This is a genomic window from uncultured Ellagibacter sp., from assembly GCF_934636505.1.
Classification (GTDB): Bacteria; Actinomycetota; Coriobacteriia; order Coriobacteriales; family Eggerthellaceae; genus Ellagibacter.
The window spans coordinates 1-20772 of sequence record NZ_CAKUAL010000036.1; the positions used below are offsets into that span (position 1 = coordinate 1).

At 60.7% G+C, this 20772-nt stretch carries 22 protein-coding genes and 1 tRNA gene; 3 read left to right on the forward strand and 20 right to left on the reverse strand.

Going from position 1 to position 20772, the window contains the following annotated elements:
- The 15 genes from Q0G18_RS05540 to tig all read right to left on the reverse strand — a co-directional run.
- A partial coding sequence (locus Q0G18_RS05540; protein WP_297150506.1) for a glycine--tRNA ligase subunit alpha occupies nucleotides 1-262 on the reverse strand: 262 nt, incomplete at its 3' end.
- Nucleotides 263-316: 54 nt separating this feature from the next.
- Nucleotides 317-886, reverse strand: a complete 570-nt coding sequence (lepB, locus tag Q0G18_RS05545; protein ID WP_297150509.1) for a signal peptidase I — start codon at nucleotides 884-886, stop codon at nucleotides 317-319.
- Nucleotides 887-971: 85 nt separating this feature from the next.
- A complete protein-coding gene (gene trmD, locus Q0G18_RS05550) occupies nucleotides 972-1853 on the reverse strand; it encodes a tRNA (guanosine(37)-N1)-methyltransferase TrmD (RefSeq protein WP_297150512.1) in 882 nt (293 codons plus the stop codon).
- A 72-nt stretch (nucleotides 1854-1925) separates the two neighbouring features.
- On the reverse strand, nucleotides 1926-2456 hold the full coding sequence (locus tag Q0G18_RS05555; RefSeq protein WP_297150516.1) for a 16S rRNA processing protein RimM: 531 nt from the start codon (nucleotides 2454-2456) through the stop codon (nucleotides 1926-1928).
- Nucleotides 2456-2710 (reverse strand): KH domain-containing protein, encoded by a 255-nt coding sequence (locus tag Q0G18_RS05560; protein WP_158049237.1) that lies wholly within the window; start codon nucleotides 2708-2710, stop codon nucleotides 2456-2458. The genes Q0G18_RS05555 and Q0G18_RS05560 overlap by 1 nt, the downstream gene beginning before the upstream one ends.
- Nucleotides 2711-2715: 5 nt before the next feature.
- Nucleotides 2716-2961 carry a 30S ribosomal protein S16 gene (gene rpsP, locus Q0G18_RS05565; RefSeq protein WP_158049236.1) on the reverse strand — a complete coding sequence of 82 codons (246 nt, stop codon included), beginning with the start codon at nucleotides 2959-2961 and terminating at the stop codon, nucleotides 2716-2718.
- Between the two features lie 144 nt (nucleotides 2962-3105).
- Complete coding sequence (locus tag Q0G18_RS05570) at nucleotides 3106-3648, reverse strand: flavodoxin family protein (RefSeq protein ID WP_297150521.1); 543 nt, start codon at nucleotides 3646-3648, stop codon at nucleotides 3106-3108.
- 248 nt (nucleotides 3649-3896) lie between these two features.
- On the reverse strand, nucleotides 3897-5309 hold the full coding sequence (gene ffh / locus Q0G18_RS05575; RefSeq protein ID WP_297150524.1) for a signal recognition particle protein: 1413 nt from the start codon (nucleotides 5307-5309) through the stop codon (nucleotides 3897-3899).
- Nucleotides 5310-5724: 415 nt separating this feature from the next.
- Nucleotides 5725-6297 (reverse strand): zinc ribbon domain-containing protein, encoded by a 573-nt coding sequence (locus Q0G18_RS05580; RefSeq protein WP_297150527.1) that lies wholly within the window; start codon nucleotides 6295-6297, stop codon nucleotides 5725-5727.
- Nucleotides 6298-6486: 189 nt separating this feature from the next.
- Nucleotides 6487-6870, reverse strand: coding sequence for a type II toxin-antitoxin system death-on-curing family toxin (locus Q0G18_RS05585; RefSeq protein WP_297150530.1), 384 nt, complete (start codon nucleotides 6868-6870; stop codon nucleotides 6487-6489).
- Nucleotides 6867-7079: a type II toxin-antitoxin system Phd/YefM family antitoxin gene (locus tag Q0G18_RS05590; RefSeq protein WP_297150533.1), complete on the reverse strand. Its 213-nt coding sequence runs from the start codon at nucleotides 7077-7079 to the stop codon at nucleotides 6867-6869. Before Q0G18_RS05590 ends, Q0G18_RS05585 begins: the two co-directional genes overlap by 4 nt.
- A 242-nt stretch (nucleotides 7080-7321) precedes the next feature.
- Nucleotides 7322-10000, reverse strand: a complete 2679-nt coding sequence (locus tag Q0G18_RS05595) for a valine--tRNA ligase (RefSeq protein ID WP_297150536.1) — start codon at nucleotides 9998-10000, stop codon at nucleotides 7322-7324.
- A 90-nt stretch (nucleotides 10001-10090) separates the two neighbouring features.
- A complete protein-coding gene (clpX, locus tag Q0G18_RS05600; protein ID WP_297150539.1) occupies nucleotides 10091-11461 on the reverse strand; it encodes an ATP-dependent Clp protease ATP-binding subunit ClpX in 1371 nt (456 codons plus the stop codon).
- A 29-nt stretch (nucleotides 11462-11490) separates the two neighbouring features.
- Entirely contained in the window at nucleotides 11491-12120 is a 630-nt protein-coding gene (locus tag Q0G18_RS05605; protein WP_158049230.1) for an ATP-dependent Clp protease proteolytic subunit, read from the reverse strand.
- 189 nt (nucleotides 12121-12309) lie between these two features.
- Nucleotides 12310-13716: a trigger factor gene (gene tig, locus Q0G18_RS05610; RefSeq protein WP_297150541.1), complete on the reverse strand. Its 1407-nt coding sequence runs from the start codon at nucleotides 13714-13716 to the stop codon at nucleotides 12310-12312.
- A gap of 225 nt (nucleotides 13717-13941) precedes the next feature.
- On the opposite strand from tig, the gene Q0G18_RS05615 reads away from it, so the two are divergent.
- The gene (locus tag Q0G18_RS05615; RefSeq protein WP_297150544.1) at nucleotides 13942-14676 is read left to right on the forward strand and encodes a DUF1847 domain-containing protein; all 735 of its coding nucleotides are present in this window, start codon (nucleotides 13942-13944) and stop codon (nucleotides 14674-14676) included.
- Nucleotides 14677-14690: 14 nt separating this feature from the next.
- On the opposite strand, the gene Q0G18_RS05620 is transcribed toward Q0G18_RS05615, so the two are convergent.
- From Q0G18_RS05620 to Q0G18_RS05640, 5 genes are all read right to left on the reverse strand, one after another.
- Nucleotides 14691-15368 (reverse strand): leucine-rich repeat domain-containing protein, encoded by a 678-nt coding sequence (locus Q0G18_RS05620; protein WP_297150547.1) that lies wholly within the window; start codon nucleotides 15366-15368, stop codon nucleotides 14691-14693.
- A gap of 14 nt (nucleotides 15369-15382) precedes the next feature.
- Nucleotides 15383-16498: a hypothetical protein gene (locus Q0G18_RS05625; protein WP_297150550.1), complete on the reverse strand. Its 1116-nt coding sequence runs from the start codon at nucleotides 16496-16498 to the stop codon at nucleotides 15383-15385.
- A gap of 77 nt (nucleotides 16499-16575) precedes the next feature.
- Nucleotides 16576-17502 (reverse strand): ABC transporter permease subunit, encoded by a 927-nt coding sequence (locus Q0G18_RS05630; RefSeq protein WP_297150553.1) that lies wholly within the window; start codon nucleotides 17500-17502, stop codon nucleotides 16576-16578.
- Nucleotides 17499-18377: an ABC transporter ATP-binding protein gene (locus Q0G18_RS05635; RefSeq protein WP_297150556.1), complete on the reverse strand. Its 879-nt coding sequence runs from the start codon at nucleotides 18375-18377 to the stop codon at nucleotides 17499-17501. The genes Q0G18_RS05630 and Q0G18_RS05635 overlap by 4 nt, the downstream gene beginning before the upstream one ends.
- Before the next feature lie 119 nt (nucleotides 18378-18496).
- Entirely contained in the window at nucleotides 18497-19642 is a 1146-nt protein-coding gene (locus tag Q0G18_RS05640) for an ABC transporter substrate-binding protein (protein ID WP_297150560.1), read from the reverse strand.
- Nucleotides 19643-20069: 427 nt separating this feature from the next.
- Here Q0G18_RS05640 and Q0G18_RS05645 point away from each other — a divergent pair.
- Together Q0G18_RS05645 and Q0G18_RS05650 are read left to right on the forward strand one after the other, a co-directional pair.
- Nucleotides 20070-20155, forward strand: a tRNA-Leu gene (locus Q0G18_RS05645).
- A gap of 79 nt (nucleotides 20156-20234) precedes the next feature.
- Nucleotides 20235-20772 (forward strand): trigger factor family protein (locus Q0G18_RS05650; protein WP_297150563.1); only part of this gene is annotated, 538 nt, incomplete at its 3' end.

Genomic DNA, 20772 nt, shown 5'->3' on the forward strand with positions numbered 1-20772 from the left:
GGTAGTAGTGCTGCATGCGGTTGGGGTTCTCGCCGTAGCGGCCGTCGGCCGGGCGGCGGCACGGCTGCGGATAGCAGGTGCGCCAGGCGTTGGGCCCGAGGCTGCGCAGCGTGGTAGCGGTGTGGAACGTGCCCGCGCCCACCTCGCTGTCGTAGGGCTGCATGACGACGCAGCCCTGCTTCGCCCAGTAGTGCTGCAGGTTCATGATGATGTCCTGGAACGTCAGCTTGTCGGCCGCAGGGCCGGCGGATGTCTCTGCCATGACTCTCCTTCTCGTATCGATGCGCGGGACGCCGAGCGCCCGGTTCTCCACCCTTTAAGACAGCACCCCGATATGCGGGATCGGCCAGTAGGTGAACACCGCGTGGCCGGTCACGCTCGAGGCGTCGATTGCGCCGAAATAGCGCGAATCCTGCGAATTGGTTCGATTGTCGCCCATGACCCAAAGGCAGCCCTCGGGCACGGTGTAGGGATAGCTGATGGGAACGGCCGTCTTCTCGAACGGCTCGGAAACCTTGTTCTCGGTGTAGGGCTCGTCGAGCACGACCCCGTCGACGACGACCTTGCCGTTTTGCAGATCGACCGTCTGGCCGCCGGTGGCGATGACGCGCTTGATCAGCGTGCGGTTGGAGACAAGCGGGTCGGCGAAGGTGATGATGTCACCTTCCTGGGGCTCGTTCGCGTAATAGGAAAGCTTCTCGGAGAAGACGAGGTCGCCCACTTCGATGGTGTCTTCCATCGAGCCCGACGGAATCTCGTAGGCGCCGAACACGAAGGTGTTCAGCAGGCGCGAGAGACCGAACACGACGAGTACCATGATGACGATGCTCAACAGGCTGCGGGCCATCTTCGAGCCCTGGCGTTCGGCATGCTGACCGGAAAACATGAAGCGCGATATCCTTTCGATACGGGAGGCGGTGCCACCCGTGATTCAAGTCGTGAATTCGAATGATAGCGCTTCGCGCAAGTCGTTAGCCCTCTTCGCCCAATCTTTGCAGAAAATCCCTGTCAGCGGGTGAAAGTTCCACGTCGGCAAGCAGGTCGGGGCGAAGGCGGGCCGTGCGCAGCAAGCTCTGCTCGCGACGCCATTTCGCCACCTTCCCGTGGTCCCCGGAAAGAAGCACGTCGGGCACCCGCATTCCGCGGAACTCAGCGGGGCGCGTGTACTGGGGATATTCCAAAAGGCCGTCGGAGAAGCTCTCGGTGATCGCGCCGTCCTCGGCACCGAGCACGCCGGGAAGCTTGCGAACCACCGCGTCGATCACGACCATCGAGGCGAGCTCACCGCTCGTGAGCACGTAGTCCCCAAGCGATATGACTCGGTCCGCCAACGTGTACGCGCGCTCGTCAATGCCCTCGTAGTGCCCGCAAATGAACAGGAGGCACTCTTCTTTGGCAAGATCGAGCGCGATTTCGTCGCAGAAGCGCTCGCCCTGCGGCGCGAGAAAGATGGTGCAGGGTTTGGGAGCCTGAGATTGAGAGCTTTTGGGCGAGAACTCGATGTCGTCCACAAAGCGAGTTCCGCACGAGCCGAAAGCCCCAGTGGGGCTTTCGTGCGAGTCAGGACTGCCGAGCGACTGGACGGCGTCGCGTTCTCGCCAATCCCCCGAGAGAAGCGCTCCCCTCGCGCAGATATCGTCATACGCCTCGAAGAGCGGCTCGCACTTCATGACGAGCCCGGCACCTCCGCCATAGGGGTCATCGTCGGTCGTACGGTGTCTATCGTGCGTCCAATCGCGCAGGTCGTACGCATGAAAATCGAGAATCCCCTTCTCTTGGGCGATGCGCATCATCGACGAGTTCATCACCGAGTCGTACATGCCCGGAAACGTTGACAGGGTCTCGATGATCATCCGTGTCCTCCTTGAAATGAAAAATGGGCGCCCAGGACAGACCCTGAACGCCCATCTCGCGGGATTGCGTTGCTACAAGCTCAAAAGGCCCGCCGGCACATCGACGTCGATGCGCTCGCGTTCCTCGTCGATGCCCACCAAAAACTCGTCCACGAGCGGGATGAGCAGGGGCGATTGCCCGTCTGCGCGATCGACGACGAGAAGGCTCTGCCCAGGGTTGTCCTCCACGCGCAGAAGCGTCCCCAGAAGGCCCGCCTGCGCATCATGGACTTCCCACCCAGATACGCCCTCGGAATGCGCTGCCGCGATGGCCTGCGCAAGCTCGGGAAGCTCCTCGCGGCGAACGAGCACGTGGCATCCGCAAAGCGCCTTCGCCGTGTCGATGTCGTCCACGCCTTCGAACCACACAACAGCGGAGGTATCGTCCTGCGGACGGATTTCCTCGACCTTCGCGCGACGGGGCATATCGAGCACGGGCGGCACAAACGCCACCTCCATGCCCTCCTCGAGCAAAAAAGGAAGGCCCGACGCGCTTCGCACGACGAGCCCCCCATCTAGATTCTTCGCAGTCGCCAACCAGGCAACATCAGCCCAGGTGCGCACTATTCGACAAGCTCCACGTCAACGGGGATGTCGGCACGGGAAGCCGCCGCGCGAGCAAGCGTGCGGATGGCCTTGATGACGCGACCTTGACGGCCGATGATCTTGCCAGCGTCCTCTTCGTTCACGCGAATCTCCACGAGAATCGAGCCCTCTTCGGTTTCGCTTCCCTGGATATCGAGATCCTCCTCGTTGTCGACGAGGGGGCGAACAATCGCGTCAACCAAGCCGACGAGATCTTCCGTCTGCTCGGACATGTCTTCTACGCTTCCTTGCGAGCGGTTTCGAGAAGACGAGCGACCGTGTCGGTCGGCTGGGCGCCATTGGCGATCCACTTGTCAACCTTCTCGAGGTCGAACTTGATCATAGAGGGATCGACGCACGGATTGTAGCGGCCGACCTCTTCGATGAACTTGCCGTCACGCGGAGCGCGAGCATCGGCAACGACGATACGGTAGTACGGACGCTTCTTAGCGCCGTGACGAGCCAGGCGAATTTTGACTGCCATGAAGTTGAACTCCTTTTAACCTTACATCTTTCGATTTCCGCGAAGCTTCAACTTCGGGAAAAACAGCGATTGTTAATATTACCCAGATTTGAATGAAATGGCAAGCGAGAACGCATGATACCCACACAAACGGGCGAAAGCGGCCTATGCGAGGCTTGCACCAAGCTCGCGAGCCTTCTCAAGACCAGGGTTGCCAGCGATAGCGCCCTTCTCGAAAACGGCGTTCACGACGACCTCGCCGATGCTCTCCTGATGCGCGTACGCGTTTGCCCGCTTGTAGGTGTCGAGCAGCGAGTCCGCCGCCGTGATGTCCTTGTCCTCCAGACAGAGCAGCAGGCCGACGCGCGGAATGTTGAACGACTTAGCGATGCCGCAGAACATGCGGTCCTGAAAGGCTTTCAGCTGCGCGGGGTACGTAAAGCAGTAGAGCGGCGTGGCGTACACGAGCACGTCCGCCCAGTGAAGGTCGGGATAGAACTGCTGCATGTCGTCTTGCTGAACGCATGCGCCCTCATGGGAGAAGCAGTAGTTGCACCCAAGGCAGCCCGTGATCTTCGCGCGCCCGGCGTCGATGCGCCGCACCTCGCAGCCCGCCGACTTCGCTCCCTCGATGAACGCCTCGGCGAGCGTGTCGGAGTTGCCGCCGACGCGCGGACTTCCCGTCACTACCAGCACCTTGCAAGACATAACCGTCCCCTCTCTCGTAATGCGCCTGGGCAGCAGGCCTCTCTTCCTGCCGCCCAGGCACGAACCCGCACTCCCCCGCCTCTCATGCGGCGAGCGCCTTCAGGTGGCTCTTACCAAGCTTGCACGCTCCCGCTCCGCGCGATGAGAGCGCCTTCGAGCAGCACCCGGCCTGTCCGCTCCCACACGCCTTCGCGACGATTGAGCGTATTTCCCGCAAGCCCGAGCAACCTGGCGCCACCCCTGCTCGACTACTTGTCGCCCTGCTCGAGCATCGCTTGCACCTTCTTGATGTCGGCCATGCTCATGCCGCCCGGCATGCCCGGGATACGGCGGCGGCGCTTGCCCTTCTTGCCCTTCTTGCCAGAAAGCTCGTCGACCGAGGGCATCATCTTCTTCATCATCTTCTTGGTCTCGTTGAACTGCTTCATGAGCTGGTTCACCTCGGTGACCGTCACGCCAGCGCCCGCGGCGATGCGAGCGCGGCGGCTGCCGTTCAGAAGGTCGGGCTTCTCGCGCTCAGCCTTCGTCATGGAGTTGATGATGACCTCCATGTGGTCGAGTGCGCCCTCGTCGACCTGCCCCGATCCGAGCGCCTTGTCACCGCCAGGGAGCGCGCTCACGAGCTTGCGCACGCCGCCCATCTTGCGGATTTGGCGGTTCATGTCGACGAAGTCGTTCAGCGTGAGCTGCGATTTCGCGAGGCGCTTCGCCGTTTCGGCCTCTTCGGCCTCCTGCTGGACGCGCACGGCGCTCTCGATGAGGCTCACCATGTCGCCCATGCCGAGGATGCGCTTGGCGATGCGGTCGGGATGGAATTCCTCGAGCGAATCGGGCTTCTCACCTGCGCTGATAAACTTGATGGGCTTTCCTGTGACCTGCTTGATGGAAAGCGCGCCGCCGCCACGGGCGTCGCCGTCCATCTTCGACATGATGACGCCGTCGAAGTCGACACGCTCGGCGAACGCAGCCGCCACGTTCACGACGTCCTGGCCGGTCATGGCGTCGACGACCATGAGGATCTGGTCGGGCTTGACGGCGCGCTTGATGGCCTCGGCTTCCTCCATCATCTCGTCGTCGACGTGCAGGCGGCCCGCCGTGTCGACGATGACGACGTCGCGCAGGTGGTCGATGGCGTCCTGCACGCCTTCCTTCGCGATGGCGACCGGATCTTTCCCGTCGCCGCGGTAGACGCGCACCCCCATCTCGTCGCCGAGCGTCTGGAGCTGATCGGCGGCGGCGGGGCGGTACACGTCACACGCGACGAGCAGCGGCGAGTGCTTCTCCTGCTTCAGGCGGTAGGCGAGTTTGGCCGCGGCGGTCGTCTTGCCCGAGCCTTGCAGGCCGACGAGCATGATGACGTTGGGAATGCGGCTCGAGAGAACGAGCTTCGAGTCGGTGCGGCCCAAAAGCTCGGTGAGCTCATCGAGCACGACCTTCACGACGTTTTGCGCCGGCGTGAGCGAATCGAGCACCTCGGCGGTGAGACAGCGCTCCTTCGTGCGCGCACAGAACTGCTTCACAACCTTGAAGTTGACGTCCGCCTCGAGCAGCGCCAAGCGGATCTCGCGCATGGCAGAGTTGATATCTTCCTCGGTCAGGCGGCCTTTTCCGCGCAGGCCCGAGAATATGCCCTGCAATCGCTCGGAAAGACTTTCAAGCATGAATCCTCCAGTGTGGAATCGAAAAGTGCACAATGCTTGGGATTATACGCCAGGTAGGGCACATGACGGAAAAGACCTCGAGTAGCGCGCGAAGACTGCACCGAAAACGTGGAAACGGGCGGCAGGGGCCGCGGGTCGTGAGCGAATGAGGCAGGAGTCAACATGATGGGAAGAGGTCGGGATATTTCTCTCACGTCAAGCGGGGTTCACCTAGGTGCGGGACAGGAGTTGAGCGATTTATTTCATCCTCAATCCTTCCAAATAGCGCACTGAACCGCGGCGATTCTGACACAAAATGAAGGTTTACCGAATCGAAAGTGAATCCACCACTCACCGCAACGAAAAAGGGCGCCAACCCCAAGAGGAGTCGACACCCTGAACAGGCAGTTCTTCGAACGAGAAAGCGAAGCTCGCCTTATTCCTTTTCCTCACGATGCTCTTGCGTGCGCGGAGCACGGGAGCGCACCTGGCTGTGCGGCTCGCGGGCAACCTGGCCCTGCGAAGCGGAGCCCTGCTGCGGGCGAGGACGGCGGCGCGGGGCTGACCCACCGTTGCGGTTCTGCCCCACCGGCGTGGCGCAGTACGGGCACACGGTCCATGCAGGCTCGAGCGCATGATGGCAGCTCGGGCAGAGGTTCTTCAGGCGCGTATGGCAGTTCGGGCACAGCACATAGTCGGACTCGACCGGATAGCCGCAGTTCGCGCACTCGCCGTACTTCATGAGCTCGCGCTGCTTCAGGGCAACCTCGAGTTCCTGCTCATCGCGATCGATCTGCAACAGAGGCGGGCGAAGCAGGCAGTACGCGATGACGCCGACAAGCGGCACGAGCGCGACGATGCCCCAAACGTACCAGTGCGTCCCGCGCATGTACGCATCGCGGATGACCCACACGATAGAAAGGACATAGAGCAGCACGAGCAGCACGATAAAGACCGTGAACGCCGTCATCAGTTCCGGCGTAATGAGCTGCGACATCAATTCGGACATGGATTCCTCGTTTCCAATGACGCCCGTCCAACAGGCATTTCGGGCAACTAGCGAACGATTATAACAAAAAACCTTTAGAGCAGACGGTATACCTCGCGATATCGCAGGCATCGCCAAATAACGTATATGAGAGAATAGAATTATCAATGGGCTGTGTCAAAACCCAGCCGTGAGCACCGCGCAATTACCCTAGCCTATTACGGAATGCACCCATTCAACCAAAGCATCGAAATCCCATGAACCTTCGGCAACACCGAGCATGGCTCTCAGCAGCTCGTCATGACGCGGCCGGAATGCAAGACCGGATATTCTAAGGGACGCTCCCATAAGGGCGGTGGCAGTTCGCTTGTTGCCATCAACAAACGGATGATTTTTGATGATGCCGTAAGCATATCTACATGCCTTGGCTTCGTCAGTTGGATAGAGCTCTGCGCCGCCGAACGACTGGAGCGGCTGCGCGAGCGCAGACTCCAAAAGCCCCTCGTCTCGCACACCGTCGACTCCGCCGAACTTAGCAATTACGGCAGCATGCACCGCAATCGCCTCATCTTTGGCAATGGGACGAAATCTCATTTGGCAAGTTCCTCGAACACGTCGGAGTATTCATCCATGAAATCGACCGCAACGTCCAAAGTCGATGCCTCTGCTCCAACTGGCTGAATCACCACCCAAGGCTTATTGTTCTTCAAGACAGTAACCGGTCTGCCGGTTCTGTTGACCTCCGCCGTCAAGCGGGAAAAGTTGGTCTTGGCCTCCGCGAGGCCCATCGTCAGCGTTGCCATGCAATCCCCCTTCCAATATGGTCAGAATTATGACCAATTATTAAGACAACGTCAACCTCGCACCATTACCTTCGATCATAGCGAAGCCAATGAAGTTGCCAGATTCGACCGCAGACACCGCGACGGCGCCTTTGCCGGGCTCTGTGTTCTCGCCGTAGGATATAGTCCGTTCACATGAATAAAAACTGCGCCGGACTCGCTTGCAAGTCCGGCGCAAAAACAGACTCTGGCAGATGCGGCTTTTAGCCCAACTCGGCGAGCTGCTCTTCGACGCGCGCGAGCTTATCGCGCAGCTCGGCGAGCTTCGCCGTGTCCTTCTCCACGATCTCGGGCGCCGCCTTCGCGAGGAAGCCCGGGTTGGAAAGCTTCTTAGCGAACTTGGCCTCGTCCTTCTGAAGCGTTGCGCGCTCCTTGGTAAGGCGGGCGCGCTCGGCCTCGAAGTCGATAAGGCCGGTGAGCACGCAGTACACCTCGCAACCGTGAGCGACGACGCAGGCGCTCTCGGCAGGCTTGTGCGCATCGGACGGAACGATCGAAAGCTCGGATGCGCGCGCCATCGAGACGATCTGGCTCTTCAGGCCCTCGAGGACGCGGGCATTCTCAAACCCGGCGCGCAAAACCACGGGAAGCTCCTGCTTGGGCGAGATGCCGTAGCGCGCACGCGTCGAGCGGACGGCGCTCACCACGTCGCACAGAAGGCTTACCGCACGCTCGGACTCCTCGTCGACAAGCGACGCGAGGCTTTCGGGCTCGGGCCACTTCGCCATCATGAGCGCAGGTGCCTCCCCTTCCGCATGCGGGACGTTTTCCCAGATAGCTTCCGTGACGAACGGCATCGCGGGATGCAGGAGGCGAAGCGCGTTGTCAAGCACGTACACGAGGTTGCGCTGCGTCTGCAGACGGGCGTCGCCCTCTTCGCGCAGGCTTGCCTTGCTAAACTCGATGTACCAGTCGCAGAACTCGTTCCAGAAGAAGGCGTGCAGCTCGCGCGCCATCTCGCCGAACTGGTAGGTTTCGATGTCCTTCGTGACCTCGATAGAAAGCTTCGCCAGGCGGCTGAAGATCCACGCGTCGGCCTGCGAGACCGCGCGCGGCTCGCCGGGCGTGAAGCCGTCCAGGTTGCCCAAAACGAAGCGACTCGCGTTCCAGATCTTCGTCACGAAGGCGCGCGCCGACTCCGTGCGCGGGCTGCCGAGAAGCTCGTGGGTCTTCTTGTCGATATCGGCGTCGAAGCGCACGTCCTGGTTGTTGGTCACGAGCGTGAGCAGGTTGAAGCGCATCGCGTCGGCGCCGTACATGGAGATGAGGTCCATCGGGTCGACGCCGTTGCCCTTCGACTTGGACATGCGCGTGCCGTCCTTCGCGAGGATGGTCGCGTAGATGACCACGTCCTTGAACGGGATTTCCTTAAGGAAGTACGTCGATGACATGATCATGCGCGCCACCCACAGCGCGATGATGTCGCGCGCGGTGACGAGCGCGGTCGTCGGATGATGCCCTTCCAGGCGCTCGGGATGCTCGGGCCAACCCTGCGTGGCGAACGTCCACAGCTGGCTCGAGAACCAGGTGTCGAGCACGTCCTCTTCCTGCGCGACATGGTGGCTGCCGCACTTCGGGCACACGTCGGTGTCCTCCATGAGTGCATCTTCCCAGCCGCAGTCCTCGCAGTGGAACACAGGGATGCGATGGCCCCACCACAGCTGGCGCGAGATGCACCAGTCCTTGAGGTTCTCCATCCAGGTGAGATACGTCTGCGTCCAGCGCGAGGGGTGGAAGGTGACCTTGCCGGAAGTGACCGCCTCGGTCGCCGGGCCCTTCAGCTTGTCGACGGCGACGAACCACTGCTCGGACAGCCACGGCTCGAGCGTCGAGTCGCAGCGGTAGCAGTGCATGACGGAATGGTGATGGTCGTCCACATGGTCGAGCAGGCCGTGCTCCTCGAACCAGCCGACGACCGCTTGGCGGCACTCGTCGCGGCCCATGCCCGAGAACTCGCCGTAGCCTTCGACCACGTGAGCCGTCTCGTCGAAGATGTTGACCTTCTCAAGACCGTGGCGCTCACCCATACCATAGTCGTTGGGGTCGTGAGCAGGGGTTACCTTCACGAAGCCCGTGCCGAAGCCCGCATCGACGTAGAAGTCGGAGAAGATGGGGATCTCGCGGTCGACGATGGGAAGGCGGACCTTCGCGCCGACGAACTTGTCCTTGTCGTGGTCCTTCGGGGAGACCGCCACGCCGGTGTCGCCGAGCATCGTCTCGGGGCGCGTGGTGGCCACCACGACGTATTCCTGCCCATCGATAGGCTCGACGAGCGGGTAGCGCAGATACCACAGATGGCCGTCTTCTTCCTTGTACTCCGCCTCGTCGTCGGCGATGGCCGTCGTGCAATGCGGGCACCAGTTCACGATGCGCTTGCCGCGGTAGATCAGCCCGTCATGGTACCAGTCGCAAAACACCTTGCGCACTGCGGTGGCATAGTCGGCATCCATGGTGAAGTGCGGATCGGAGAAGTCGATCGAGCAGCCCATGCGCTTGATCTGCTCGACGATATGCCCGCCGTACTCGTGCGTCCAGTCCCAGCAGGCATCGACGAACTTATCGCGGCCGATCTCGCGGCGGGAAATTCCTTCGGAGGCGAGCTTCTTGTCCACCTTGGTCTGCGTGGCGATGCCCGCATGGTCGGTACCCAAAATCCAACGGGTGGAAACGCCGCGCATGCGGTTCATGCGGATGATGGTGTCCTGGATGGTGTCGTCGAGCGCATGGCCCATATGAAGCTTGCCGGTCACGTTCGGCGGCGGGATCGTCACCGTGCAATCGCCCACGCCGGGGTTGCGGCGATAGTAATCGCCGGCGAGCCATTTGTCGAGCATGCGCTGCTCGACGGCTTCTGCGTCGTAATTCTTCGGCATGTTTTCCATTGGATGCAAGCTCCTTCGATGAAACGTAAGCGGACAGGCGCCGAAACGCCGAGAGGGGCGCCCGCAAAAGGCGCCCCGGGAAAGTGCGGTTTAGGAAGCGGGAACGATCTCGGGGACCGTTTCCCCCGTGATGTCGCTCGCGCGCACGATGACGTGCGTGGCGACCTTGTGCTCAGGCAAGTCGTACATGACGTCCTGCAGCACGCGCTCGCAGATCGAGCGCAGGCCGCGAGCGCCCGTGCCGTGCTCCTGGGCCTCGTGCGCGATGGCGCGCAGGGCATCCTCTTCGAACTCGAGCGTGGAATCTTCGAACTCGAACATCTTCGTGTACTGCTTCACAAGTGCGTTCTTCGGCTCGGTGAGGATGCGGACAAGATCATCCTCGGAGAGCTCGTTGAGCGCCGTGATCACGGGGATGCGGCCAACGAACTCGGGGATCATGCCGAACTTGTTCAGGTCCTCGGGAAGCACCTGGGCCAGAAGCTCCGCCTCGGCGTGCTTTTTGCTCTCGGGCAGCTCGGAGGAGAAGCCAAGGCCACTCTTGCCGACGCGCTGGCCGATGATGTCGGACAAGCCGACGAACGCGCCGCCCAGGATGAACAGAATGTTCGTAGTGTCGATGTGGATGAGCTCCTGCTGGGGGTGCTTGCGCCCGCCCTGCGGCGGCACGGAGGCCTCGGTGCCCTCGACGATCTTCAAAAGCGCCTGCTGCACGCCCTCGCCCGACACGTCGCGCGTGATGGAGAGGTTCTCGGCCTTGCGGGCGATCTTGTCGATCTCATCGATGTAGATGATTCCGATTTCCGCGCGCGGGATATCGAAGTCGGCGGCGGTGATCAGCTTGAGCAGGATGTTCTCGACGTCCTCGCCGACGTAGCCCGCCTCAGTGAGCGTCGTCGCATCGGCGATCGCGAACGGGACGCGCAGCGTGCGCGCAAGCGTCTGGGCAAGCAGCGTCTTGCCGGAACCCGTGGGGCCCAAAAGCATGATGTTGCTCTTCGCAAGCTCGACGTCGCCTTCCTGCGCCTCCGATTCCATGCTGATGCGCTTGTAGTGGTTGTAGACGGCGACGGAGAGGGCGCGCTTCGCGTTTTCCTGCCCCACCACATGCTCGGAGAGCTCGGCGTAGAGCTCGTGGGGTGTGGGCAGGTTGCCCAGGATATCGGCGGGGTTCGGCGTCTCGTCCTCGATGTCGGCCTCGACGACCCGCCCGCGGTCCTGCGCGCGACGGCGGCCGCGACGACCAGCCGTCTCCTCGTCGGACATGCTGTCGAAGGCGGTCGAGAGGCCCAAGTCGCGCATCATCGCATCGGCGCACACCGAGATGCACTCGTCGCAGATGTTGATGCCGTTCGGGCCCGCGATCATCGCGGTCACCTGGTCGGATGACTTCCCGCAGAACGCGCAGTACACCGCGTCGTCGCCGCGATAGCCAAGGTCGCCTCTTCGTTCGTTTGTCATATGCGTTAGGTCGCTTCTCTTCTTAGGTTCTACTTGTCGGAGGAGCCGCGATGGCTCGTGATGATGTCGTCGACCAGGCCGTACGCCTTCGCTTCCTCAGCGGAAAGCCAGTTGTCGCGCTCGCAGTCGACGTGCACCTGCTCTTGGGTCTTGCCGCAATGCTTGGCGATGATGCCCTCCAAGCGGTCGCGTGTCTTCTTGATCTCGTCGGCCATAATCTGGATGTCGGTCTGCTGCGTGTGGCCGTCGCCGGTGCCGCCCATGGGCTGGTGAATCATGACCTGGGCGTTCGGCAGGATAAAACGCTTGCCCGCCGCGCCGCCGGTCAGAAGGGGCACACCCATCGATGCCGCCATGCCCAGGCAGATGGTGGACACGTCGCACTTCACGAACTGCATCGTATCGTAGATGGCAAGGCCCGCCGACACGCTGCCGCCCGGGGTGTTGATGTAGAGCGAGATGTCCTTTTCGGGATCGGCGCTTTCGAGATGGAGCATCTGCGCGACGACGGAGTTCGCCACATGGTCATCGATGGGCTCGCCGAGGAAGATGATGCGGTCGTTTAAAAGACGTGAATAGATGTCGTAGCTGCGCTCACCGCGCGGAGATTGCTCGATGACGTAGGGGATCAGCGCCGAAGTGGCACGTTCGATGCTCATAAAAAGCCTCGCTTTCGAAAAGGACACGGCCTCACGGGGCCGCGAAATTGCAGTCTGCTTCACATGATGGAACAGCTTGCCGCTTCGCGCAAGGGGTCGCGAACACGCCGTTCACTATAAGCATAAAACGGGGCCGACGCAGATGCATCGACCCCGTTACGCGATCGGATGAAGCTTGAGGGTGAGGTGCTACGCCTCGGCGTCGGCAGCCTCTTCCTCTTTCTTGGCAGCCTTCTTGGAAGACTTCTTGGCAGCCTTCTTCTCTTCCTCGGCTTCCTCGGCGGGGTCGTACTCGGTGACCTTGGCCTTCTCCATCACGTCGAGCACGGCGTGGGTGCGAAGCAGGGCCTCGCGGACCAGGTAGAGGCGACCGCCCTCGCGCCACTCCTTCAGGAGAGCCTTCGGGTCCTTAGCGCCGGACTTCTCGAACTCTTCGAGAACCTCCTCGTCGGTGACCTTGAGCTCGAAATGAGCTGCCCACGCGTCGAGCGCCATGTCCTGCTTGGCGGTATCGGCGGCCTGCTGCTTCACGTCGGCCTTGAACTGGTCGGCGGTGATGCCGTTCTGCTGGAGATACGCGTCGAAGCTGGCGCCCTGGTTCTGCAGCTGGGCGAAGAAGTCCTGCAGCAGCTTGGCCTCAGTCTGCTCCTGCACGGCGGCAGGGACCTCGACGTCGAGACGCTTTGCGAGCTCGATGAGGCAGGCGCTTTCCTTCATGCGCGGAAGAACGTCTTCCTTCTGCTCCTTGATGCTGTCGGCAACGCGCTCGCGCAGGTCGGCGACGTCATCGAAGCCCAGCGTGTCCTTGACCCACTCGTCGGTGAGCTCGGGGAGCACCTGCTTTTTCACGGCGAGAACCTCGACCTCGAAGTTCACCGTCTTGGTCTTGCCCTCCAGAGAGGCCATAAGGGTCGCGTCCTTCGCGTCCTCGACATTGACGGAGAAGCTTGCGGTCTGGCCCTTCTTCAGGCCAATGACCTGCTCGTCGAAGGCGGCCGGGAACATGCCGGAGCCCATGAGGCACAGGCGGGACTCGCTCGACAGCGCACTCACGTCCTCGCCGTTCTCGTCGGTCGCGGCGATCTTGAGGTCGGCGTAGGAGTCGGCCTTCACCTTGGTGTTGGCGTTGGCGTTCTCGAACTCGTGGTAGTAATCGCGCAGCGCCTCGATCTGCTGGTCGATCTCGGCCTCGGACGCGCCTTCGGCCGGGAGCTTCACTTCGACCGGCTCGTAATCGGAGAGTTCGCAGGTCGGCTTGCACTCAACCTCGAAGGAGAACTCGTAGGGCTTGCCACCCTCGACGAGAGCGGGCTCGCCGAACTCGGGCTCGCCGACGGGATACAGATCGCAGCTGTCGATGGCGAGCGGATAGCAGCCGTTCACGATGTCGTCGGTGACGCTGGCAGGCACAGCCTCGGCGCCGAGCGCGTTGTCGATGATCGGACGGGGCGCCTTGCCCTTGCGGAATCCGGGGAAATTGTACTTATTCGCGAAGTCCTTGTAAGCCTTCTTGATGCGATTGTCGACTTCTTTGGCATCGACGGTGACGGTCACCTTGACCTTGTTGTCCTGCAATGCCTCTACTTTTGTTTCCACTAACTTTCCTCCATCGTTCGCTTATCGCACGATTCGTGCAGCGCGCAATCGAATCTGGCCGAATCGGACAGCGCGGCCGAACATCGGCCCGAATGCGCACCAAGAAGGAATTATCGCACATATGGCGAAGTTGTGCCAACCAAACAAAGACATCCACACGGAACGCCTTATACTGAAGAGGAAGCGAACGGAACGAGAGCGAACCGAAAGGCGGAGCCAAGACCCATGACATCTTGCTGCGGCACCCAACCGAAGGCACAGGAAATCAAACCGGAGCACCTAAGCTGCGTTGATTGCAAGACGCTTGGCTGCGCCCACAACAGCGGCCGCTACCCTTTCTTCTGCGAGACGCGCAGCATGACCGAACAGGAGGCAGCCGAGCTTCGCTGCGATTACGAAGCGGACGCCGAGACCTACGAATTCATGAAGGCGACGGCAGAGACCACCGCCCGCGGCTTCTCAGAACAGCTCTGCCGCGCCGAGGAGACGATGGACTACGCGCGGCGCATGGGGTACAAGAAAATTGGCATCGCGTTTTGCGCGGGCGTCGCCGACGAAGCGCAGATCTTCGCGAAGATCCTGCGCATACACAACTACGAAGTGGTGGGCTACACCTGCAAGGTCGGCGCGCTCTCGAACGCGCAGATGGGGCTGAAGGAGAGCTGCTGCAACTTCGGGCTGGTCGCCTGCAACCCGCTCACGCAGGTAAGGCGCCTCAACGCCGAGAAGACCGACCTCAACGTGCTCATGGGACTGTGCGTGGGGCACGACTCGTATTTCTACAAGCTCTCGGACGCGCCCGTGACAACGCTCATGACCAAGGACAAGGCCATGGTGAACAATCCGGGGGCAGCACTTTGGGCCTCAACCACAAGTTCGCTTTGGAACCGCATGATGCGCCCCGACGAATCGTTCGCGGCGCGAGATGATGCGCAGGAGAAAATGAGCGGGCAGGAATAGACGCCCAAGCGCACTTAGCGATCCGAGGATTCGCAAGGACCCTCTCCATCAGGGAACAGACGCGCCGCGATGCGCTCGGGAACGGCCGAGCAATCGAGTTTCGGACAACCCTTGAACACGCCGTGCCCCACCTCGTCGATTTCCTCAGGAAAGACGACGTTGGAAAGCTCGGGGCAGCTTAAGAATGCCTCGTCACCGAGCGCCCGCAAAAGGCTGGGGAGCTCAACGCTTCGCAAGGCACGGCAGCCCGAAAAGGCGCGGCGCCCTATGGCCTCCACTGCATCGAGAGAGGGCACGGCCTCGAGCGCACGGCAGTTCGAAAACGCCTGGTCGCCGATTTCAACAAGCCCCTCCCCTCCCGAAACGCGCCGCAGCGCAAAGCAGCCTTTGAAGGCTCCCCTCGGCACGTCGCGCACACTCGACGGCAGCACTATCTCCTCGAGCTTTTGGCAGTGCTCAAAGGCCGACGCCCCGAGAGACGAAAGGCTCTCTGGCAGCGAAACGCGCCGCAAGTTCAAGCACGCAGAGAACGCGTAGGCCCCGATTTCGCACACTCCCTCGGGCACGGCGACATCCTCAAGGTCGTCGCATCCGCGAAACGCTTCGTCGCCGATGCGGCGCACGCCAGGCGGGAAAAGAACCTCGCGCGCGCCGTCGCTCTCATAGTGCTCTATCGCAATCCCAAAAGGCATCGGCCCTGCATTCCCTACGAGCGCTTGCCACAGCAACAGCCAGCACCCGCCGAGGCGAGCGGATCGGGCATGACGTAGTCTTCGGGGTTACCCACCTTCCACCAGTTCTTACCATCGGCGCGGAAGCGCGGGTCGGGGTCAGCAAGCCCTGGCTCGAATCCCGCCTCGCGGATGCGTGCGACGGCATCCTCCACGGTGAAGCCGCGCCATTCGTCCTCATTGAACTCGGTATCGCGCGGGTTCGCGCCACGCTCAACGGTGCATCCGTTCGCACCCGAGTAAAGCGCCTCGGGGATGGCGGGGTGGCACCCCATGGAATGAATGCGCGACCCGACAGCGACACGCACGGTGGCCAGGATTTGCAGCATGCGGGGCTTCGAGACCGGATCCACCCCTTCAAACGGCGTCCCGGGCACATTCACGCGGAACATGACGCCCATACCGAAGGGGTTGAGCGACATGTTATAGAGCACCTTGTCGGCGATTTCCTCGTTGGTGTGCTCGATGCCGATGGGTTCCACACACGTACCCCAGCGAAGCGGCGACTCCGCGATCGCGCGGATGGTCTGCTCGCGCAGCTTGGGGTCGAAGGGGGTGTCGATTCCCTCGCGCATGCGGCAGACGTGGTAGGCGCTCGTAGCTCCCGCCTGATAGGCCGCCTCGGCCATCGCCGGCGTGAGCTCGCCAACGTTCAGGTTGATAAGATAGTCGCCCGGCACCTGCTCGCGGATATCGGCAAGCCACTCGGTAAGCACCTTCAGGTCGTAGAACTCGGTGGAGCGCAGCGTGAGCGTCGTGATGCCGGCCTCGACATAGGCGCGCGCCATCTCAATGACTTCCTCTTTAGTGTAGGTGATCTCATCGGTGATGAGGCCCCATTCGGTTCCGAACGAGCAGAACTTGCAGTTCATGTCGCAGCTGCACATGTCGACCCCGATGGCGCCCGCGATGCCGCACTTGTTCCCCGACGCGAAATGAGCGACACGAGAAGCACATTTGCGCAGGTAAGCGACTTCCTCGGACTCGGGATCGAGCTCGAGCATGGACACGATGGCCTCCTTGGGCTGGGTTGCCCCGCGCAGCGACTCGTCGGTCGCGCGATCGATCATCGCCTTCACTTCTTGGTTCATCTTCTCCCCCTTCTTTTTGTCCCGCGCCCTTTTTGCGCCGGGCACTCTTTCATGATGCACTCAAAATAGCAGACGCACTAGTGCCACTTGGTGAAGCGCTTCTGCAACCACGCGGAGCCGTAATTCAAAACGGTGACGGTGATGCCGCACGTGATAATGCCTGCATAGATGTTCGCATAGTTCGCGAACACGTTCGCGTTGGAAATCCAGTACCCGATGCCCGATTTGGCACCGAAGCTCTCCGCGTACATGAGCATGAGGAAGCCAGTCGTAAGCGAAATGCGCAGGCCCTTCAAGATATCGGGCAAAATGTAGGGCATGATGATCTTCGTGATCATAGTCAGGTTGCTCACCTTGAGCACGCGCGTGTTGTCGATGATCGCAGGCGGCAGCGAGCCGACGCGCAAGATCATGCTCAAAAACTGCGGCCAGAACACACCGAGCAGGATTACCATCACAGCAGCGAGGCGGTAGTTCGGCATGAGGATGACCAGAAACGGCGTGAACACGACCGACGGAATCGGCGCGAACACGTTCGCGATCGGGTAAAACATCGCGCGTAGGCGGGGAATCCAGCCGCAGATCACACCTAAGATGACGCCGAACAGCGTGCCGAAGAAGAAGCCCGAAAGCAGAAGCTCGAGCGACGAGACAACGCTTAAGGCCAGCTCCCCGCCGTGGTCGACAAATACGTTGAACACGTTTTCGGGCGATGGGAGCAGCACGTTGTGGGCGATGCCGAGCACGGGGCCGAATATCTCCCACAAAAGCAGGAGAACCCACACGCACAGCGTGATGTCGGTCGATCCCTGCGGGAAGGGATCCTGCTTCCTGCCGTGAACAAGCGCAACCAGATACAGCACCTCGATGATGCCGATAGCGACGAAGAACGCCGTCGGATCCGCCACGTTGCGGCGGTGATTCGGAACGAGGGCAACCACCAAAATGAGCGCCACCATCAGCACGTGCGTGAGGACAATGCGCAGTTTCATGGCTTTTCTCATAGCGTGGCACCTCCGTCGAAGACCTGCTCGCGATCAGCCTGATCGAGCTTCGTCTCTTCCGCCTTGTAGAACAAATCGAGCAGATGCGCATGCATCCGCTTGTACTCGGGCGTCTCGAAGTAAACTTCGGGGACCCGGGGGCGAGGAGCGGAGACCTCGAACTCATCGCGAAACTCGCCGGCACTCATAAACACGATGCGGTCGGCTAAAAGCAGCGCCTCCTCAATGTCGTGCGTGACGAAGACCGCAGTCTTCTTCCGTCCCGACACCCAAAGGTCTTCCATGAGCATCTGCAACTCGCGACGCGTCTTAATATCGAGCGCGCCGAAAGGCTCGTCGAAGAGCAGCACCTCAGTGTCCATTGCCAAAGCGCGAGCAATGGCGACGCGCTGACGCATGCCGCCGGAAAGCTGGTAAGGATAAAGATCGGCCGCTTTCGCCATGGATACCTTCGCGAGATACTCGTCGGCGATATCGGACATCTGGTCTTTCGCCAAGCCGCGAGAAAGCTCGATAGACGCCTGCTTAATTCCAAACTCAACGTTCTTCTTCACCGTCATCCACGGGAAAAGAGAATAATTTTGGAACACGACCGAGCGATCGAGGCCGGGTCCCTCGATCGGGTTGCCGTTCGTCTCGATGGTCCCCGCAATCGGCTTCTGCAAGCCGGCGAGAATCCGAAGCGTCGTTGATTTTCCGCACCCCGAATGCCCCACGAGGCAAAGGAACTCCCCGTCGGCAACCTCGAGGTCAAGGTGCTTGAGCACCAGTTTCTCCTCAGGAACCTCATCGGGGGCGATGCGATGGTGCTGCACTCCCTTGACGAGGTCCTCGTCGTAGGTGAAGCAAAGGTCCCGAAGGGACAAACTGCCCACGCGAGCCCTCCTTTCCATGTCGTTTACACGCAAAACCTTAAAAGCGTGCCAAAGCGGCGGCCCCCTCGTCAAAGGAAGCCGCCGCTTTCGGTTTCACCAGCGTTCTAAGCAATTGGCGCCTAGTCGTTGAACTTGCTGAAGTCCTCGGCAAGCTTCTTGAAGGTGGCGTTATCGGGCTCGCGCTCGACGAGGGTATCAAGCGCCTTCTTGTACACGGCAGAGGTTGCGTAATCCGCCATGTCGTAGTCGCTCTTCTCGATCTCGCCGATGTTCTGCATAGCCTTGTAGAACTTCACGATCTCCTTGGTGTGCGGGTCCGGCGAGAGATTCATGATGTTGCGGTAGTCGCTCGTGCCGTACATCGCCGCCTCGACGTAGTCGGCGCTCTGCGCGGAGTAGTCGACGAGGCGCTTGATGACGTCCTCCTTGTTGTTGAGATAGTAGTCGTAACCGCGGATAAGCGCGATCTCGAAGTCGACGAGCGAGAGGAACTTGTTGTGGTAGGCATCCTCGGAGCAGTTCTGGCGGCAGCAGGGGTAATCGCCCGTGATGTCGGCCGGAACAGCGGCAACCTTGATGTCGTCCATGCTGGAAGAATAGGTGTAGCCCATGGCGTTGTTCGTGATGAACAGGTCGTTTTGGCCGGAGCGCAGGCCCTCGAGCGCCGTGGTCGCGTTGTCAACGTACTCGAAGACGACGTCCTCGCCAAGCTTGAGGCCGCTTTCCTGCAGGAAGTTCTTCAGATAAATCTGGCCGGACTCCTCGCGGCTGCAGGCGATGTTTAGACCCTTGAAGTCCTCCGCCTTCTTGAGCTCTTTGGTGAAGTCCTTCGTGGAGATAATCTCGGAGCCGTTCAGGATGGTGCCGCCGAACACGAAGATTTCGATGCCTTGGGAGACATACGAGCAAGCCGGCACGATGCCGAACAAGTCGATGTCGAGCTTATTCACCGACATCGATGCCATAGCATCGGCGAGGGCGACAGTCTGGAACTCGACATCGCAGCCCTCCTCCTCGAAGTAGCCAAGCTGGTTGGCGAGAATCGCCGGAGCGATCTTGATGAGCTTACCGGTAACGGCACAAACGAGATGCTTGCCCTTGCCCTCGCTCATGAAAGATTCCTCCTTGGACTCTTCCTTCGCGGAATCGTCCTTCTTATCGGAGCTCTCAGAGCTCGAGCAGCCAGACAGGGCGCCAGCGGCCATCGCTGCCATCGTCGTCACGCCGGCGACCTTCACGAAATTACGGCGAGAAAGATCCTGCATACTGTTATTCCCTTTCTTCGGTGGTATTACGCCGCGGCGGCGCTATACACTATATGGGTAGTTCATCTATTTGTAGTGCTACCGCTATTTGACGATATCTAATAATAGATGCTATTTGCCAATCAAGCAACCGAAATAAGCAGGGAATCGAGCATCTTGGGAAACGAACGCCATACGCGGCTGTGTTTCGAAACAGTAGGTTTGCCGGAAGGTTTGGCAGTAGGTTTGCACATTGTCTTAGGCAAATGAACTCGAGCAATCGGCACCCTCAAACACCACACATTCTCTTCCCCAGGTTCCCAAGCATCGCGAACGAGCCGCCCGCTTGGGCGTTCGACGCCGCCGACGCCGAACCGAAAACTTGCGCGCGCCGATTGTGCTCTGTTCTGCTATTATGTGTCCGCTGTTTTTTCGAGCAGCAAAGCGTGCGGGCGTGGCGGAATTGGCAGACGCGCCAGATTTAGGTTCTGGTGGGCAACCCCCGTGAAGGTTCAAGTCCTTTCGCCCGCACCATAGCTCGCGCCGCCGACGTGCCCGAACGCGCGTCTCGGTCAGTCTAGTCTGGTAACACAGGCTTTGAACGAAGATCCAGATGGAGGAAAAGTTGAAAACGAACGTTGAGGTTCTCGAATCCGGCGCCACCAAACTCACGGTGACCATTGAAGCCGCCGATATCGATGCTCGCATCAAGAAGGCCTACAAAGACTTCGGCAAGAAGTACAAGTTCCCTGGTTTCCGTCCCGGCCATGTGCCTCGTCAGATCATCGACGCCAACCTGGGCAAGGAAGCCGTGCTCTCCACGGTTACCGACGAAATGCTCAACGAGTCGTTCCCCGTGGCTATCGATGAAGCCGACCTCATCCTGATTTCCGAACCCAAGTTCTCCGAGGTCGACGGCCTCGTCGAAGAGGGCAAAGATTTCACCTTCTCCATCGAGTGCGAGGTCAAGCCTGCTCTCGAGCTCTCCGATTACTCCCCGGTTCACATCGAGGTTCCCTTCAAGACCGCCTCTGAGGCCGAAATCGACAGGGAGATCGACAACCTGGGCAACGCTTATCACGACTACAAGAACGCTCCTGCCAACACCAAGGTGAAGGCCGACTCCGTCGTCGAGCTCGACATCAAGGCTG

What these genes read in the sequence shown, in the direction of transcription:
- Q0G18_RS05570 (WP_297150521.1), bottom strand. Translation starts at nt 3,648, where the DNA reads ATGTCTTGCAAGGTGCTGGTAGTGACGGGAAGTCCGCGCGTCGGCGGC.
- rpsP (WP_158049236.1), bottom strand. Translation starts at nt 2,961, where the DNA reads ATGGCAGTCAAAATTCGCCTGGCTCGTCACGGCGCTAAGAAGCGTCCG.
- Q0G18_RS05615 (WP_297150544.1), top strand. Translation starts at nt 13,942, where the DNA reads ATGACATCTTGCTGCGGCACCCAACCGAAGGCACAGGAAATCAAACCG.
- lepB (WP_297150509.1), bottom strand. Translation starts at nt 886, where the DNA reads ATGTTTTCCGGTCAGCATGCCGAACGCCAGGGCTCGAAGATGGCCCGC.
- Q0G18_RS05585 (WP_297150530.1), bottom strand. Translation starts at nt 6,870, where the DNA reads ATGAGATTTCGTCCCATTGCCAAAGATGAGGCGATTGCGGTGCATGCT.
- Q0G18_RS05625 (WP_297150550.1), bottom strand. Translation starts at nt 16,498, where the DNA reads ATGAACCAAGAAGTGAAGGCGATGATCGATCGCGCGACCGACGAGTCG.
- Q0G18_RS05580 (WP_297150527.1), bottom strand. Translation starts at nt 6,297, where the DNA reads ATGTCCGAATTGATGTCGCAGCTCATTACGCCGGAACTGATGACGGCG.
- clpX (WP_297150539.1), bottom strand. Translation starts at nt 11,461, where the DNA reads ATGACAAACGAACGAAGAGGCGACCTTGGCTATCGCGGCGACGACGCG.
- Q0G18_RS05560 (WP_158049237.1), bottom strand. Translation starts at nt 2,710, where the DNA reads ATGTCCGAGCAGACGGAAGATCTCGTCGGCTTGGTTGACGCGATTGTT.
- ffh (WP_297150524.1), bottom strand. Translation starts at nt 5,309, where the DNA reads ATGCTTGAAAGTCTTTCCGAGCGATTGCAGGGCATATTCTCGGGCCTG.
- trmD (WP_297150512.1), bottom strand. Translation starts at nt 1,853, where the DNA reads ATGATCATCGAGACCCTGTCAACGTTTCCGGGCATGTACGACTCGGTG.
- Q0G18_RS05595 (WP_297150536.1), bottom strand. Translation starts at nt 10,000, where the DNA reads ATGGAAAACATGCCGAAGAATTACGACGCAGAAGCCGTCGAGCAGCGC.
- Q0G18_RS05640 (WP_297150560.1), bottom strand. Translation starts at nt 19,642, where the DNA reads ATGCAGGATCTTTCTCGCCGTAATTTCGTGAAGGTCGCCGGCGTGACG.
- Q0G18_RS05620 (WP_297150547.1), bottom strand. Translation starts at nt 15,368, where the DNA reads ATGCCTTTTGGGATTGCGATAGAGCACTATGAGAGCGACGGCGCGCGC.
- Q0G18_RS05605 (WP_158049230.1), bottom strand. Translation starts at nt 12,120, where the DNA reads ATGAGCATCGAACGTGCCACTTCGGCGCTGATCCCCTACGTCATCGAG.
- Q0G18_RS05630 (WP_297150553.1), bottom strand. Translation starts at nt 17,502, where the DNA reads ATGAGAAAAGCCATGAAACTGCGCATTGTCCTCACGCACGTGCTGATG.
- Q0G18_RS05590 (WP_297150533.1), bottom strand. Translation starts at nt 7,079, where the DNA reads ATGGCAACGCTGACGATGGGCCTCGCGGAGGCCAAGACCAACTTTTCC.